This is a genomic window from Streptomyces sp. NPDC047072, assembly GCF_040643855.1.
Taxonomy (GTDB): domain Bacteria; phylum Actinomycetota; class Actinomycetes; order Streptomycetales; family Streptomycetaceae; genus Streptomyces.
This window is the reverse complement of the sequence record NZ_JBEYVC010000110.1, coordinates 19825-35276: the sequence shown is the minus strand read 5'-3', so window position 1 is coordinate 35276 and position 15452 is coordinate 19825. Positions and strand designations below refer to the sequence as shown.

Annotated in this window: 15 protein-coding genes; 4 read left to right on the top strand and 11 right to left on the bottom strand. The window is 70.0% G+C overall.

Annotated elements, in window-relative coordinates; translation table 11 throughout:
• The 3 genes from ABZ896_RS34735 to ABZ896_RS34725 form a co-directional block, all read right to left on the bottom strand.
• Positions 1-346, bottom strand: a 346-nt coding sequence (locus ABZ896_RS34735) for a helix-turn-helix domain-containing protein (protein ID WP_360937835.1), incomplete at its 3' end; no start/stop codon positions are given.
• Positions 343-741, bottom strand: a complete 399-nt coding sequence (locus ABZ896_RS34730) for a hypothetical protein (protein ID WP_360937832.1) — start codon at positions 739-741, stop codon at positions 343-345. The genes ABZ896_RS34735 and ABZ896_RS34730, both read right to left, overlap by 4 nt.
• A 225-nt stretch (positions 742-966) precedes the next feature.
• Complete coding sequence (locus tag ABZ896_RS34725) at positions 967-1401, bottom strand: hypothetical protein (protein WP_360937829.1); 435 nt, start codon at positions 1399-1401, stop codon at positions 967-969.
• Between the two features lie 125 nt (positions 1402-1526).
• Between ABZ896_RS34725 and ABZ896_RS34720 the strand changes: the two genes are divergently transcribed.
• Together ABZ896_RS34720 and ABZ896_RS34715 are read left to right on the top strand one after the other, a co-directional pair.
• Complete coding sequence (locus ABZ896_RS34720; protein ID WP_360937844.1) at positions 1527-2366, top strand: helix-turn-helix transcriptional regulator; 840 nt, start codon at positions 1527-1529, stop codon at positions 2364-2366.
• Complete coding sequence (locus ABZ896_RS34715) at positions 2363-2623, top strand: DUF397 domain-containing protein (RefSeq protein ID WP_360937826.1); 261 nt, start codon at positions 2363-2365, stop codon at positions 2621-2623. Before ABZ896_RS34720 ends, ABZ896_RS34715 begins: the two co-directional genes overlap by 4 nt.
• Positions 2624-2931: 308 nt before the next feature.
• On the opposite strand, the gene ABZ896_RS34710 is transcribed toward ABZ896_RS34715, so the two are convergent.
• Both ABZ896_RS34710 and ABZ896_RS34705 read right to left on the bottom strand, forming a co-directional pair.
• A complete protein-coding gene (locus ABZ896_RS34710) occupies positions 2932-4740 on the bottom strand; it encodes a 5'-nucleotidase C-terminal domain-containing protein (protein WP_360937823.1) in 1809 nt (602 codons plus the stop codon).
• A gap of 148 nt (positions 4741-4888) precedes the next feature.
• Positions 4889-6172, bottom strand: a complete 1284-nt coding sequence (locus ABZ896_RS34705; protein WP_360937820.1) for an adenylosuccinate synthase — start codon at positions 6170-6172, stop codon at positions 4889-4891.
• Positions 6173-6362: 190 nt separating this feature from the next.
• Here ABZ896_RS34705 and ABZ896_RS34700 point away from each other — a divergent pair, with 190 nt between their 5' ends.
• Positions 6363-7211: a diacylglycerol kinase family protein gene (locus ABZ896_RS34700; RefSeq protein WP_360937817.1), complete on the top strand. Its 849-nt coding sequence runs from the start codon at positions 6363-6365 to the stop codon at positions 7209-7211.
• Here the strand turns inward: ABZ896_RS34700 and ABZ896_RS34695 are convergent.
• The 3 genes from ABZ896_RS34695 to ABZ896_RS34685 are packed head-to-tail and all read right to left on the bottom strand — an operon-like array spanning position 7189 to position 9988.
• On the bottom strand, positions 7189-7818 hold the full coding sequence (locus ABZ896_RS34695; protein ID WP_360937814.1) for a Uma2 family endonuclease: 630 nt from the start codon (positions 7816-7818) through the stop codon (positions 7189-7191). The genes ABZ896_RS34700 and ABZ896_RS34695 overlap by 23 nt on opposite strands.
• Before the next feature lie 35 nt (positions 7819-7853).
• A complete protein-coding gene (gene eutC / locus ABZ896_RS34690) occupies positions 7854-8612 on the bottom strand; it encodes an ethanolamine ammonia-lyase subunit EutC (RefSeq protein ID WP_360937811.1) in 759 nt (252 codons plus the stop codon).
• A complete protein-coding gene (locus tag ABZ896_RS34685; protein ID WP_360937808.1) occupies positions 8609-9988 on the bottom strand; it encodes an ethanolamine ammonia-lyase subunit EutB in 1380 nt (459 codons plus the stop codon). Before ABZ896_RS34685 ends, eutC begins: the two co-directional genes overlap by 4 nt.
• A gap of 149 nt (positions 9989-10137) precedes the next feature.
• Between ABZ896_RS34685 and ABZ896_RS34680 the strand changes: the two genes are divergently transcribed.
• Positions 10138-11646 carry an APC family permease gene (locus tag ABZ896_RS34680; RefSeq protein WP_360937805.1) on the top strand — a complete coding sequence of 503 codons (1509 nt, stop codon included), beginning with the start codon at positions 10138-10140 and terminating at the stop codon, positions 11644-11646.
• 8 nt (positions 11647-11654) lie between these two features.
• Here the strand turns inward: ABZ896_RS34680 and ABZ896_RS34675 are convergent, their stop codons facing one another.
• The 3 genes from ABZ896_RS34675 to ABZ896_RS34665 are packed head-to-tail and all read right to left on the bottom strand — an operon-like array spanning position 11655 to position 15412.
• Positions 11655-14000, bottom strand: coding sequence for an AAA family ATPase (locus tag ABZ896_RS34675; RefSeq protein ID WP_360937802.1), 2346 nt, complete (start codon positions 13998-14000; stop codon positions 11655-11657).
• Between the two features lie 54 nt (positions 14001-14054).
• On the bottom strand, positions 14055-14834 hold the full coding sequence (locus ABZ896_RS34670) for a nucleic acid/nucleotide deaminase domain-containing protein (RefSeq protein WP_360937799.1): 780 nt from the start codon (positions 14832-14834) through the stop codon (positions 14055-14057).
• The gene (locus ABZ896_RS34665; protein ID WP_360937796.1) at positions 14831-15412 is read right to left on the bottom strand and encodes an SUKH-4 family immunity protein; all 582 of its coding nucleotides are present in this window, start codon (positions 15410-15412) and stop codon (positions 14831-14833) included. Before ABZ896_RS34665 ends, ABZ896_RS34670 begins: the two co-directional genes overlap by 4 nt.
• Positions 15413-15452: the final 40 nt, after the last annotated feature.

Here is a 15452-nt window from a genome sequence, read left to right as displayed (position 1 = left end):
CGAACGCGGCGGCGGCGTTCGCGAGGCCGGTGGAGTACGCCTCCTTGGAGTTGTCCTCCCACCAGGACGCGAACCGCGGGTCGGTGTGCTTGCCTTCGTTGAACGCCTTCCGCAGGGCGGGCAGCGACCACGGCCGCCACTCGGTGAGCTGCTCCCCGGTGATGCCGTAGGTGGCTTCAGCCTTACGCTGCCACCACGACGCCTCGACCCAGGCGACCGCCCAGTTGTACGCGGCACGGGCGGCGCCGCAGTGCGAACGCAGCGCGGCCTCCTGGGCGGCGTTCGGGTCCAGAGCGAACCGGAACGCCTGCACCACAAAACCGGGCTGCGCCCGGAACTTCTTCACTCGGCGACCTCGGCGTCCTCGCCGGTCGCCACGGCCACCGCGCGGGCGGCCTGGTTCTTCGCCCCCGAAGGGGGCTCGCCCGCCGCCGCGCCCGCCGACTCTCCGAAGGCCAGGTTTTGGGGCTCCAGCACAGCTTCCGGCTCGGCTTCCGGAGATTCACTCTCCGGTGCGTCCGGGGGCTCTTCGTCGTACGGAGTATCGAAAACCTCGTACGTGGTGAAGAGTTGGCCGTTCTCCCCGCTCTTCCTCACCACCCGCCGCAGATACCGGAATTCCTCCAGCTCAAGCAGGGCGGCGGCGATCCGGGCCCGCCCGTCCTTGCGCTGATCCGAAGGGCTGCGGATGTTGGCGCGGGCGCCTTCCGGGAGGCTCAATAGGTACGTCAGTACGCCCACCGCACACCAGGAGATGCTCCGGTCGCGGAGAAGAGCGTTGGCTAAGACGGAAAACGCGCGCGTGGGCGTCGTACGATGGATCCGCATCGGGAGGTTGTGCTCCGGGTGTCGAGCCCCCGGGTGTTAGCGCACCGCGGGGGCGTTTCTGTTGCCGTGACTCTATGGGCACGCAGAGCGACGAACGCAAGCCGCAACCGGGTTTTACCGGGCGGAAGTTCCCACTTTTCACTCCTCGGAGTGAAGGGCGGTCCGCAGCAACAGCGTGTGGACGAAACGGTCCGGGCCGGTGGGGGGATAGCGCCAGGAAAAGGGCCAAGTCCGGTCGTGCAGCGCGGGGATGGGGATGAAGGTCTCCCGGTCCGGCCCCGAGGTCAGTCTCGTCACCCCGTCCGGCCAGGGATGGTGGGCGGTGCTCCCGGCGGCGACCAGGAAGTACACACAGCGCCGCCCGCTCGCGACCTCCAGCACCGGCCCCGGATCGCCTCCCGTCATCCGCGCAAGCCGGTCGGCCAGGGCGCGCCCCTCGTCGCCGTCGATCCGGACCGCGTCGAACTGGACGCCCGCCTTGCGGAGTTGGACGCCCCTGTCAGGGATCCAGTCCGGGATCTCAGGGACGCACTCGGGGTCGTCGAGGTTTACCTCGTCACTTTGCGTATTCATGCGGACAGTGTCGGCAGGCCGGGCTAGCTTCATCCATAACCCTGCGTCATCGGTCGGTCATGGTCGGCTGTCGGCGGCGCGGGTCGGCACCGGTTGAGTTCGGTTGAGTCCCGGGGGTGACCGCGATGGCGCGGGCGGAGAACAAGACGACGGCGGGTGGCACGGCGCATCTCGTGGCCACCCTGGCGAAGGCACGGCGGGAGCAAATGGGGCTCTCACAGGAGCAGTTGGGGAAGGAGATGGGCTTCACGGGATCGGCGGTGAGCGCGATGGAGACGTGTGCGCAGCCGGCGAGCGACCAGATGCTGGTGAAGTTGAAGGAGGTGATCGGGGGTGAGCTGGCGCCCGTCTTCGAGGAGGCGCGGAAGTGGATGCTGCTGGAGAAGTACCCGAAGCGGTTCAGGGGGTTCGCGGACATGGAGGCCAAGGCGGTCACCATCTGCTCGTACCAGACACATGTCGTCGACGGCCTGTTCCAGACGGACGGCTACGCGCGGGCGCTGATCGGCGGCAGCTATCCGCCGGTGTCGGAAGAGAAGCGGGAGGAACTGGTCGAGGCGCGGATCGCCCGCAGGCGGCTCCTCGACCGCGCCCCGGCCCCGATGATCGAGCTGATCCTCGAAGAGAGCGTGCTGCGGCGGCCGTTCGGCAGCTGGGAGATCCTGCGCGGGCAGCTGCGCTCGCTCGCCGAGGACGCGCGGCGGGACAATGTCTGTGTGCAGGTGCTTCCGATGGACCGAGGGCTGCGCGGGGCGTACGCGGGCGACCGCGGACCCATGCAGCTCGTGGTGACCGAGGAGCACCAGCACGTCGTGTACATGGAGATCGAGGACCAGTCCCTCCTGATCTCCGAACCGGTGGAGGTGTCCCAACTGACCCACCGCTATGCGAAGATCCGAGCGCAGGCCCTGAGTCCCGACGACTCCCTGGACCTCATCGAGCGACTGGCAGGAGAGGAACGATGAACAGCGCCGACACCCTGCGGTGGTTCAAGTCCAGCTACAGCGACGGCGGTGGCGGCCAGTGCCTCGAAGTCGCCTACGCCTGGCGCAAGTCGACGTACAGCGACAGCGGTGGCGGCGACTGCGTCGAGATAGCCCCCTGCTTCGACGCCACCGACGCCCCCGCCGTCCACATCCGCGACTCCAAGACCCCCGCCGGAGACATCCTCACCGTCTCCGCCACGACCTGGTCCGGCTTCCTCGCCCGGGTGCGCGTCTGAGCCGCCGTCCCGCCCGGCACGAAGGCCGGTGACGTGACGGCCACGGCGGGGCCAGCGGACGCCGTGGCCGCGGTCCCCCGTGATCGCGCTCTCAACCCGACCGTCGACGCCGCCACGTCTCGATCGTCCTCTTGTACGCGTCGGGCATCACGAGTTCCGGGATCTCCCCCACGAGTCGATGATGCCGACGCCCGAGAGCAGTTCGGGTTCGAGCGTCAGCTCCTCCTGCACTTCCCGGAGCACCGTGGACTCCGCGGTCAGGGCTGATGCGCCGCCGACTGTCGCGGCGGCGCCGGTCAGGACAGGCGTTACGGGAAGACCGGGGTCCCGCCCTGCGTCAGCTTCCAGTTGGTGACCGCGAAGTCCTTCGGATCCAGGGTGCCCTTGGAGGTGACGTAGTCGATCATCAGCTGGCGGATCTCGTTGGTGGAGCTGTACGCGATGTCGGCGGCGGCGATGTGCGGGTAGCCGGAGCCGCCGTTGGCCCGGTAGTTGTTGACGGCGACGACGAAGACCTGGTCGTCGGCGACCGAAGTCCCGTTGTAGGAGAGGTTCTTGATCCGCGAACCCTCCGCCGCCGCGATGTCGATGTCGTACGAGACGCCCGCGGCGGTGTCGTACATGTAGTCCCAGAAGCTGTTGGCGTTGGTCAGCGTCGCGGTGTCCACGGCCGTGCCCGCCGGCACCTGGTGGTAGTACTTCGCCGCGTACTCCAGGTAGTCCTTGAGCTGGGCGCCGGTGAGCTTCTTGCCGTACAGGGTGTTGTCGTAGATGTAGAGCCCGGCGATGTCCTTGATGGTGACGCTGCCGGCCGGGATGTCCGCGGTGCGGGAGAAGGGCGCGGCGACGGAGATCAGCGGCAGCGCCGCGTCCGAGGTCGACAGGCCCGCCTTCACGGTGTCCATCTGGACCTGGTGGATGAAGTCCATGATCGGGACGTCCTTCCAGCAGGACTCGGCGGCCGAGAGGTCCTCGGTGCAGGTGCCGACCGCCGTGTTGACGTACTTCACCACCAGCTCGTGGTCGGCCTCCAGGAGCTTCTTGATCTCCGGGTCCTCGTCGACCGTGTTGGGGTTGAGAGTCTGGGCGGTCTTCTTCGTGACCTTCCACTGCCCGTGCACGAGCTCCAGCTCGAAGTCGAAGACGCTGAGCCGGTAGCCCCAGCAGTACGGCTCGGAGAGCAGCACGTCCTCGCCGGTCTCGTCGTTCTTCACGGTGTACGACGGCACCTCGACGTGGGTGTGCCCGACCAGGATCGCGTCGATGCCCGGGACCTGCTGGGCGACGAGGTTGGAGGCGTTCTCGACGTAGGGCAGCTCGTCGCCGTACGACGAGGAGCCGTCGAGCCCGGAGTGGTCGGTCAGGAAGACGACGTCACAGCCGAGCGCGCGCAGCCGCGGCACGTACTTCTTCGCCTGCTCGACGAGCCCGGGGAAGACCATCTTCCCGCTGACGTTGTCCTTGTCCCACAGCGCGATACCGGGGTTGGTGAGGCCCAGGATGCCGACCTTGATGTCCGGGGCGCCCGGCACACAGATCCGCTTCACGGTGTACGGCGGGAAGGCGGGCTTCAGCGTCTTCGCGTCCAGCGCGTTCGCGCCGAGCAGCGGGAAGTGACACTGGCTCTCGAACTTCCTGAGCACCTCGATGCCGTAGTTGAACTCGTGGTTGCCGAGCGCGGCGGCGTCGTAGCGCATGTGGTTCATGGCGACGGCCATCGGGTGCTTGACGCCCTTGTCGGTGATGGGCTCCACCCGCGCGAAGTAGTAGGCCAGGGAGGTCCCCTGGATGATGTCCCCGGCGTCCACGAGCAGCACGTGCTCCTCGCCCTTCGCCGCCCGCTGCTGCTTGATGAGCGTGGCGACCCGCGCGACCCCGACGGAGTTCCCCTTCGTGTCGGAGTAGGCCTTGTCCAGGTAGTAGTCCCAGTCGAAGACGTGGCTGTGCAGGTCGGTGGTGCCGAGGATGGAGAAGGTCCAGGTCTTCGGCGACTTGGCGGGCCTGTGCTCGGCGGCCTGGGCCGGGGTCGCGGCGACGGTGCCCGCGGCGGCGACGGCGGCACCGGTGACGGCCGACTTCTTCACGAACGCACGACGGTTCATGGGACTGACGGGCATGCGAAGCTCCTGGAGCTGAAGAGGGAGGAGGGACGGAACTACCCGCGTAGATAGTTGCGTCCCGCCCGTCGCGCACGGAACCAGGAGCAAGCCATGGGCCGGTCAAGGAAGTCCATGACCGGCCCAACAGCTGTCGGACAAAGCGGATTTACAGGAACGAGTTGATCTCGATCGTCTCGTCGCGGCCCGGGCCCACGCCGATCGCGGAGATCGGGGCGCCGGACATCTCCTCCAGCGCCTTGACGTAGTCCTGGGCGTTCTTCGGGAGGTCGGCGAAGGTCTTCGCCTTGCTGATGTCCTCGGACCAGCCCGGGAGGTTCTCGTAGATCGGCTTCGCGTGGTGGAAGTCGGTCTGGGAGTACGGGAGTTCCTCGACGCGCTTGCCGTCGATCTCGTAGGCCACGCAGACCGGGATCTGCTCCCAGCCGGTGAGGACGTCGAGCTTGGTCAGGAAGAAGTCGGTCAGGCCGTTGACGCGGGTCGCGTAGCGGGCGATCACGGCGTCGAACCAGCCGCAGCGGCGGTCACGGCCGGTCGTCACGCCCCGCTCGCCGCCGATCCGGCGCAGCGCCTCGCCGTCCTCGTCGAACAGCTCGGTCGGGAACGGGCCCGAGCCGACGCGGGTCGTGTAGGCCTTGAGGATGCCGATGACCCGGCTGATCTTGGTGGGGCCCACACCGGTGCCCGTGCACGCGCCACCCGCGGTGGGGTTGGAGGACGTGACGAAGGGATAGGTCCCGTGGTCGATGTCCAGGAGCGTGCCCTGACCGCCCTCGAAGAGCACGACCTTGTCCTGCTCCAGCGCCTGGTTCAGCACCAGGACCGTGTCGGCGACGTACGGCTTGAGGCGGTCCGCGTAGCCCAGCAGCTCCTCGACGACCTGCTCCACCTCGATGGCACGGCGGTTGAAGACCTTGGTGAGGAGTTGGTTCTTGCCGTCGAGGGCCGCCTCGACCTTCTGGGTGAGGATCGACTCGTCGTACAGGTCCTGGATCCGGATGCCCACACGGTTGATCTTGTCGGCGTAGGTCGGGCCGATGCCGCGCCCGGTGGTGCCGATCTTGCGCTTTCCGAGGAAGCGTTCCGTCACCTTGTCGACGGTGACGTTGTAAGGCGTGATGACGTGGGCGTTACCACTGATCAGGAGCTTGGAGGTGTCGACACCGCGGTCGTTCAGTCCGTTCAGCTCGGAGAACAGGACCGACGGGTCGATGACGACACCGTTGCCGATGACCGGGGTGCACCCCGGCGACAGGATTCCGGAAGGGAGCAGGTGGAGGGCGTACTTCTGGTCGCCCACGACTACCGTGTGGCCGGCGTTGTTGCCGCCCTGGTAGCGCACCACATAGTCGACGGATCCGCCTAGCAGGTCCGTCGCCTTTCCCTTGCCTTCGTCACCCCACTGAGCACCGAGCAGCACAAGTGCGGGCACGCGCGTACACCCCTTCCGGGCGGGGCATGTCCAAGGTCAGGGGCGTACGCGTACGGCTGACCGCCGCCACGTACGCTGCGGCCGTCGTTGGCCGCGTGACCGTCGGACCGGATGCCCCGGAATAGACGAAGCCCCTGGCGCAATAGCGCAAGGGGCTCTTGCACAAAGATGCTACCCGAGGAAGCGAGGCATGGCCGAGGTGGCGACTTTCGCGACGTCCGAACAGCTGCTGGTGGTCATCGATCCGATGGCCCGCAAGACGGACAACGAATCGGTGCGGATCGCGAAAGACGTGCTCAGCGCGGGTGCGGCGACCAAGGTGTGCCTGCCGGACGACCCCGAGGAGTTCGCCCGGGCGCTCGCCCGGCGCGGCTCGCGGCGGCCGGTCGTGGTCGGTGACGACCGGGCGCTGATGCGGGCGGTGTCCCTGCTGCACCGACGGCGGGAGCTGGCCGAATGTGCGCTGTCGGTGGTGCCGGTGGGCGCCGCGCTGGGCGTGGCGCACTCGCTGGGCGTGCCGACGGGTGCGGTGGCGGCGGCGCGGGCGGTCCTGGAAGGGGCCGAGCGGCGGCTGGACGTGCTGGTCGACGACAGCGACGGGGTGGTGCTGGGGGCGCTGCGGATCCCGCCGGTGACGGTGCCGGGCCCGGGCGTGGACCTGGCCCGCCCCTGGCTGCGTACGGCCCAGTCCCTGGTACGGACCCTGGTGCCGGCGCGTCCGGCCCGCGAGCCCTCCGCCGCCGTCCCGGGCCCCGCGCGGCTCCGCGTCGAGGTGGACGGCGAGACCCTCGTCGACCTGGACCAGCCGGTGGAGACGGTCTCCGTGACACCGGGCGGCTACGGCTCCGCGGCGGTGGAGATCCGCCCGGTGTCGGTGGGCGCGGAGGCGTCCCCGCTGCTGGCCCGGGGCCGCCGGGTGACGGTCTCGGGAGCGGACTTCCGCTACCGCGCGGACGCGACGGTGGCGGGACCGGTACGGAGGCGGACGTGGACGGTGTGGGAGGGGGCGCTGAGACTTACGTTGCCGGGGGCGGAGTGACCTGGGCCTTGTCGCTCTTCTCCGGCCGTTGGAACCCGGTGGTGTCGAGCACGCAGTCGAACGGTGCCGGAATGTGGATCTTCTCGCCGAACGGCTTGGTGTAGCGGACCTCATAGCCCTTCGCGGAAGGGGACCCGTAGACGATGGCCCGCTCCTCCTGCATGTCGAGGAGCAGATACACAGGGATACCCGCCTTGGCGTAGACCCCGACCTTGTCGGTCAGGTCGTCGTTCCGAGTGGAGCGAGAGGTCAACTCGGCGACGAAACAGAGGCTTTCGCCGTCCAGGTGGTTGCTCTCCGTCTCAAGAGCTTGCTCGTGCACCGCGTGGATGTCCGGCCCGTACGCGCACTCGTCACCGGGGAAGACGAACAACGTCGGGGCCCGGTCGATCTCGTACCTCTCGGGGAGGTGCGCTTCCAGCTGTTTGCACACCAGCCTCATCACGCGGTTGTAGTACCCCTTCGACCACGGCGACACGACGATGTTCCCCCTGATGATCTCGGCCTTGTAGCCGTCGGGCACGCGCAGCTCTTCGAGGACGTCGAGCATCTCCTCGAATCCGCCGGGCTCAATGCTCATCACCGGTCGCTCTGCCATGAGTGTCATGATGCGCCCTCCCCGAGATGCGGACCAGTCGCAACTCAGAGTATCCGATCATTCACCTCTCCGTGATCGGACTCATCCTTCAGCCCCACCCCCGTAACCTCCAACTCCCGTGCCCGCCCCATCAACCCCGCCAGCTTCCCCGCCGCCCCCTCGTACGACAGTCCCAGCGGCGGCCGAATGTTGGACAGGCAGTTCCGGTCGGCGTCGGTCGTCACCCCCGGCCTGGGCCCGTACGTCAGGTACGCGCCCAGGGAGTCCGCCGCCGACATGCCGGGCCGCTCGCCGACCAGGACGACCACCATCGCCGCGCCCATCGCCCGGGCCACGTCGTCGCCGAGGGCCACCCGCGCCTGCTCCGCGAGCACGACAGGCGCGACGCTCCAGCCCACGAGACGCGCCGTCGTCGCACGGACCACCGCCGCCGCGTGCTCGTGCACCGCCCGGCTGGAGAGCCCGTCCGCCACGACGAAGACCACGTCCCACTCCCCCACCGGGAGGTGCGCACGGTCCGTCGGATCGAGCCGGCGCCCGAGGTCCGGCCGCTGGAGATACGTCAGCCGGTCGGGAGCGGCACTGCGCACCCGTACCGTCGGCATCCCGGCGAGCCCCGCCACGATCACGTCCGGCTCGAACGGCGAGTGCACCGCGTCCCGGGCCGCCGCGTGCGCCGCCTGGAGTTCGAGCCGGTGCCGGGTCGGGAGGGCGGATCCGGCCCGGCCCAGCCCGATCCGGGCCTGCGTGTGCAGCCGTAGAGAAGCCCACAACTCGCCCTGCTGCACGACCACTTCACTCATGCCGCCAGCTCCCTTCCGATCTCCGTCAGCGGATGCCCGGTGACCTCCCGGACCCCGCCCCCTTCGTCCAGCAGCCCGATCCCCGCCAGCCATGCCTCGAACTCCGGCGCCGGGCGCAGCCCGAGGACCTCGCGGAGGTACAACGCGTCGTGGTACGAGGCCGATTGGTAGTTGAGCATGATGTCGTCGCCGCCCGGCGTGCAGATCACGAAGGACGCCCCGGCCACCGCGAGCATGGTCAGCATCGTCGCGATGTCGTCGTCGTCCGCGTCGGCGTGGTTGGTGTAGCAGATGTCCAACCCCATGGGCAGGCCGAGGAGTTTGCCGCAGAAGTGGTCCTCCAGCGCGGCCCGCAGGATCTGCCGCCCGTCGTAGAGGTACTCCGGCCCGATGAAGCCGACGACCGTGTTCACCAGCAGCGGGTCGTAGCGGCGCGCCACCGCGTACGCCCTGGCCTCCACGGTCTGCTGGTCCACCCCGTGGTGCGCGTCGGCGGACAGCGCGCTGCCCTGCCCGGTCTCGAAGTACATGACGTTCTGCCCGACGGTCCCCCGCCCGAGCGCCAGCGCCGCCTCGTACGCCTCGTCCAGCAGTCCGAGCGTCACGCCGAACGACGCGTTGGCCGCCTGCGTCCCGGCGATCGACTGGAAGACGAGGTCGACCGGCGCACCCCGGGACATCAGCTCCAGGCTCGTCGTGACATGGCTGAGCACACAGGACTGGGTCGGGATGGCGTACCGCTGGATGACCCCGTCGAGGAGTTCCAGCAGGTCCCGTACGGCCTTCGGGCTGTCCGTCGCCGGGTTGATGCCGATGACCGCGTCGCCGGAGCCCAGCAGCAGCCCGTCCAGCAGGGCCGCCGCCACGCCCGCCGGGTCGTCGGTGGGGTGGTTGGGCTGGAGGCGGGTCGCGAGCCGGCCCGGCAGCCCGATCGTCGAACGGAACGCCGTCACCACCCGCACCTTCCGCGCGACGGCGACCAGATCCGCGTTGCCCATCAGCTTGGACACCGCCGCGACCATCTCGGGCGTGAGCCCGGGCGCCAACGAGGTCAGCTCCTCGGGGGCAGCGCTCAGCAGCCACTCCCGGAAGCCCCCCACCGTCATACCGGCCACCGGCGCGAACGCGCCCGCGTCGTGCGTGTCCAGGATCAGCCGGGTCACGTCGTCCGTCTCGTACGGGATCACCGGCGAGGTCAGGAAGTCCGTGAGCGGGACGTCCGCGAGCGCCCAGCGGGCCGCGACCCGTTCCTGCGCGGAGGCCGCCGCGAGCCCGGCCAGCCGGTCGCCGGAGCGCTCGGGACTGGCCGCGGCGAGCAGTCGGGCGAGGGTGTCGAAGCGGTGGCGGTGACCGCCGAGTACGGACGTGTAGCTCATGCCGGCGACGCTACGAGCCGCATATTGCCGACAGATTTCTAAAGGTCTGGTTGACAAACATTTAACGCCCCGAGACCCTTGCTCGACTCATTCGGGCTACAGAGTTCCGGTCCAGCACATAGTGGACGGGCGAGGAGAAAGGCCACCCGATGGCAGTGGACGAAGGGGTCGCCCCGGCGACCGGGACGGACGAGGGTGGCACCGTCCACCGGTTGAAGCCCAACGCCGTGGGCCTGCTGGGCGTGGTCTTCATGGCCGTGGCGACCGCCGCGCCGATCACCGCGATGACGGGCAACGTGCCCTTCATGGTGTCGGCGGGCAACGGCATCGGCGCCCCGGCCAGCTACCTGGTCGCAATGGTCGTACTGGCAATCTTTTCCGTCGGCTTCACGTCGATGGCCAAGCACATCACCTCGACGGGCGCCTTCTACGGCTTCATCTCCTACGGCCTCGGCCGCACCGTCGGCCTCGCCTCCGGGCTGCTCGCGACCTTCGCGTACGTCGTCTTCGAGCCGGCGCTGATCGGCATCTTCTCGACCTTCGCGACGGAGACGCTCAAGGACCAGACGGGGCTGCACATCCCGTGGTGGGCGTTCGCGGTCCTGATGCTCGCGGTCAACGCGATGGGCACCTGGTTCGGCATCTCGGTCGCCGAGAAACTGCTCGTCGTCCTCCTCGCGACCGAGGTGACGATCCTCGCGGCGATGGCGATCTCCGTCGCCTTCCACGGCGGCGGACCGGACGGCTTCAGCCTCGACCCGGTCAACCCCGTCAACGCCTTCAAGGGCACCTCCGCAGGTCTCGGCCTCTTCTTCGCCTTCTGGTCGTGGGTCGGCTTCGAGTCGACGGCGATGTACGGCGAGGAGTCCCGCAACCCGAAGAAGATCATCCCCAAGGCGACGATGATCTCGGTCCTCGGCGTCGGCGTCTTCTACGTCTTCGTCTCCTGGATGGCCATCTCGGGCACGGGCGAGGGCAAGGCCGTCAAGGTCGCCACCGACAACCCGCTGGAGCTGTTCTTCGGCCCGACCGAGACGTACGTCGGCCACTGGGCGGTCGTCGTCATGCAGTGGCTGATGATCACCGGTTCGCTCGCCTGCGGCATGGCCTTCCACAACTGCGCCGCCCGCTACATGTACGCGCTGGGCCGCGAGGGCGTCCTGCCCTCCCTGCAGAAGACGGTCGGCCGCACCCACGCCCGGCACGGCTCGCCGCACATCGCGGGCCTGGTGCAGACGATCGTGACCGCGCTCCTGCTGCTGGCGTTCGCGGTCGCGGGCAAGGACCCGTACACCGGTACGTACGTCCTGCTCGCGATCCTCGGCACCATGGCGATCCTGATCGTGCAGGCGGTGTGCTCCTTCGCGGTGCTGTCCTACTTCCGCTCCCACCACCCCGAGAGCCGGCACTGGTTCAGGACCCTGGTGGCCCCGCTGGTCGGCGGTCTCGCGATGCTCGGTGTGGTGGTCCTGCTGGTCTCCAACATGGGGGCGGCGGCCGGCACGGAGTCCGGATCGCTCGTCCTGAAGGCCACGCCGTGGCTGGTCGCGGCGGTCGCGGCGCTGGGGATCGGGTACGCGCAGTACCTCAAGCGGCGCTCGCCGGAGCGGTATCTGCTGCTGGGGCGGACGGTACTGGAGGAGACGAAGGAGCGGTGACCCCGGGTTCAGTCCCAGAGGCGGTCCAGCCGTAGCCGTACGGCGTACACCCCCTCCGGACCCCCGGCCAGCAGCAGGCCCTCGGGGGTGAGGGCGAGGGTCCGGCAGGGGTGCAGGAGGGGGATCGCGCGCATCCTGCCGGACAGGACGTGCCACAGGTGGAGTGCGCCGTCGCTCCAGGCGACGGCGAGCACCGGGCCCTCCGGGGTGGCGGCCGCGGCGAGCCCGGTGGGCAGGCAGCCGCGCCGCTCCACGGGGACCGGCATGGGCTCGGCCGAGGTCTCCCACAGCCGCACCGAGCCGTCGGGCGCGGCGCTGAAGACGAGCGTCGGTCCGTCGCCTCCGAGCCCCAGACAGGCGACGGCACCGACCGGCCGCTCGTGCACCCGCTGGGAGCGGGGGGTGTCCTGGTACTCCTCCAGGGACCACACGTGCAGGGCCCCGGAGCGATCCCCGACGACCGCGTACGGACTTCCGGGATCGGCGGCCACGGCGGTGACCTGCGCGCCTTCGTCATCGAGCCCGGCGGACCCGTGATGCGCGGCGATGTGCGAGAACAGAAACGCCGTGTTCACGTAGGCCGGGTCCTCGGGCACGACCGACAGCAGCGCACCGGACTCGTCGAGGAGCAGTGCGGAATGGGGGTCGCGGGGGGCGAGGGAGACGGGGCGCGGGGGCGACGGCGGGAAACCGGGCGGCGGGGGCAGGGCGGGCGACGTGGAATCCGGTGCCACGGAGTCCGGTACCGCGGAATCCGGTACCGCGGAATCCGGGGCCGGGGCCGGCGACGTGGAGTCCAGTGCCGCGGACGGCGACGCGAAGTCCGGTGCCGCGGACGGTTCGGCGGAACCGGGCGGCGTCGCCGAGGCGGCGGAGTCCGACCGTACGGCCGGCGGCCTGCCCGGGGCTCCCCCGGTGACCGTCGCCGCCGCCGTCTCCGTCGCCACCGCCTCGCCGGTCTCCGTGTCGAGGAGCCGCAGCCGTCCCGTCACGTCGGCCACCAGCACGCGTCGCTCGGCGCCCGGCGGCACCGCGAGCGCGGACACCGGGAGGTCGGGGCGGGACCAGGTCGCCGTCCAGGTGTGGCGGTGGGCGAGGGGGCGCAGGTACTCGGCCAGCGCCGGGTCCGTTCCGACGGCGGCGGCGTGCAGCAGCGCGGCCCGCTCGGTGCTGTCGGTGCGGTACGCGGTCAACTCGGGTGCGGCCCGCCGCCACACCCGCCGCAGCTGCCCGGGTACGGCGATCCGCTCGTCGGCGAGAACGGCGGTGAGCGCGGTCGCCGAACCGTGCACGAGAAACCCGGGATCCGTCAGCAACTCCCGTACGGCGCCCCGCTCGTCGTCGGCGAGCAGTGCCGCGTCCAGCACCTCCCGCCGAACCGACTCGGCCGCCCCGGCCCAGTCCGGCCGCCCGTCGGGGGTACGCGGAACGGCCGCGACGAGCTCGGCGTAGGCGGGAGTCCGACTCGCGTATGAGGGAGGCGGATCGTCGAGGGGCGCGGCACCAGGGTTACCCGAGCCCTCGGCGCTACGGTCGCCCGGGGACTCGGCGCTACGGTCGCCCGGGCCTGGTTCGTCCGAGCCGACAGCATTCCGGTCGCCTGGGCCTGGTTCGCCCGAGCCCTCAGCACTCCGGTCGCCCGGGCCGCCCGCACCTGGTTCGCCCGAGCCCTCAACACTCCAGCCACCCGGCCCGCCCGCACCTGGCTCGCCCGAGCCCTCAACACTCCAGCCACCCAGGCCGCCCGCACCTGGCTCGCCCGAGCCCTCAACACTCCAGCCACCCAGGCCGCCCGCACCTGGCTCGCCCGAGCCCTCAGCACTCCGGCCCCCGACCTCGACAACCTCCGCCCCCTCCCCCGCCAGCAGCCCCGACTCCCCCGTCTCCACGACCGCCCGCACATGCCTCAGACTCAGCAGCGGCCCCAGCAACTCCCCCACCACCGAAGCCGGTTGAGCCGCGTGCAGATCCGCCGGTCCCGCCCCCGCCCGATGCAGATCGGGTACGAGGATCAGCAGCGGTCGCTCGTCGCGGCGCAGGCGTTCCAGGAGCCGGGGCGGGGACAGCGGACCGTGCCCGAGCTGCCGCCCCAGCTCCCACGCGAAGGTCTCGGCGGTCAACCCCCCGGCGGGAACCGTCGCGTGGACGACGGTCCGCGGATGTCCCGCCGCCCCCGCGAGGAACCACGCGAGCAGCCGGCTCTTGCCGCTCCCCGCGACACCCCGCACCAGACACACCCGCGGCCCGCTCCCGTCAGCCGCCCAGTCGAGCAACCGCCGCCCGAGCCCCCGCAGTTCGTCCTCCAGCGGCGGCCAGGAGGCGATGTCCGGATCGACGACGGCACCGACGGTCATGGCGTCAACTGCTCCCACTCTTCTCACGTCCCGGCGCCCGTCGCGACCGGCGTCCTACTCCGGCGCCTGCTCCGCCGCCTCCCGCAGCAGCCGGATCCCCTCGGCACGGGACTCCGCGGTCTCGCCGTAGGGGAAGTTGTGGGTCAGCTGCGCGTCGGGAAACACCTGCCCGAGCCACATCGAGCAGTAGTGCCCCGGCATGAAGCAGGCCTCCAACTCGGTGTGGATCCGCACCACTTGGTCCGCCTCGACCCCCGCCGCCCGCAGCCGCGCCCAGAGCCGCTCCTCCGGGTGGACACCGATGGCACCGGCCTGCGTGACGATCTGCTTCTCACCCCGGCCGTCCACGACCTCGAACGCGGTGAACCACTCGGCGCTCGCGGTGTCCCGGATGTCGTCGAGGACGAGCGGCCACCAGTTCTCGCGCCCCTCGAAGGCCGCCGCGTCCACCGAACGCAGCCGCTCCTCCAGCTCCGCGTACGCCGCACCGGCCTCCTGCGGCGAGTCGGTCCCGAGGATCACCCCGAGGGCCCGGTCGAGCGCGGCGAGCGAGGTGGCGAACGCCCCCGGCGAGGAGTTCACGAACCGCGACTCCTCGTCCCAGTCGAGGAGTACGGCCCGTACGACACCGTCGGCGTCGGCACAGATCTCGAACCCGCGGTCGGAGCCGAACCGCGTCCACCGCGCGCACTCCTCGCGCGCGACACCGCGCCCCACGGACCGCGCGTACTCCTCCAGCGCGACGGGGTCGGACGCGTCGGTCGCGAAGTAGGGGCCGACCTGGAGGGGCAGCGCGATCTCGCCGACCTGCCGGATGTCACTGTCATTCGTCACCACATACCACCAGCGATGTCGGAAACCACACCTTCCCACCAGCCGGGTCCCGCGAAAGGCAGCGGGTCGACCCGGGAGAGGTCCGCCTGGATCTCGTCGGCGACCCTTTCCATTTCCTCCACCGGCAGCATCTCGTCCGTGTCCTCGGGGTCGTAGTCCGGCCGTCTCTTTTCGAGGAGCCACATGCCGTACACCATCGAGGAGAGATCGGTGTGCATCGGCTGGATCGCCCGGACCTCGTCGTTGATGTCGTAGACGATTCCGGTCTCCCCGTCGAGCGCGAGATCACTGGTGGCCGCTTTACCGAGGTGAATCCACCGCGTGAAGTCGTCCGGCGCGTCCTCGTATTCCGCGAAATCGGCCGTGGGGCGGTGGGAAAGCAGCGGGGTCAGACCTTCCGGGAGGTCGTCCCTGATCTCGATCAGCACGCCCTCGGCCCGCGGAATTCCGATGTCGGCCAGAAAGGCGCGGGATTCCGCATGGGCGAGGACGGCACTCTGCCGGTCGGGCGGGACACGGGAGATCCGCTCCTGCGGGAAGACGTCCCGCAGGAGTTCGGCGGTGACCGGAGCGATCATGGTTCGTCCCTAGTACAGGCTGCGCGGGGCGTGGGCGGGG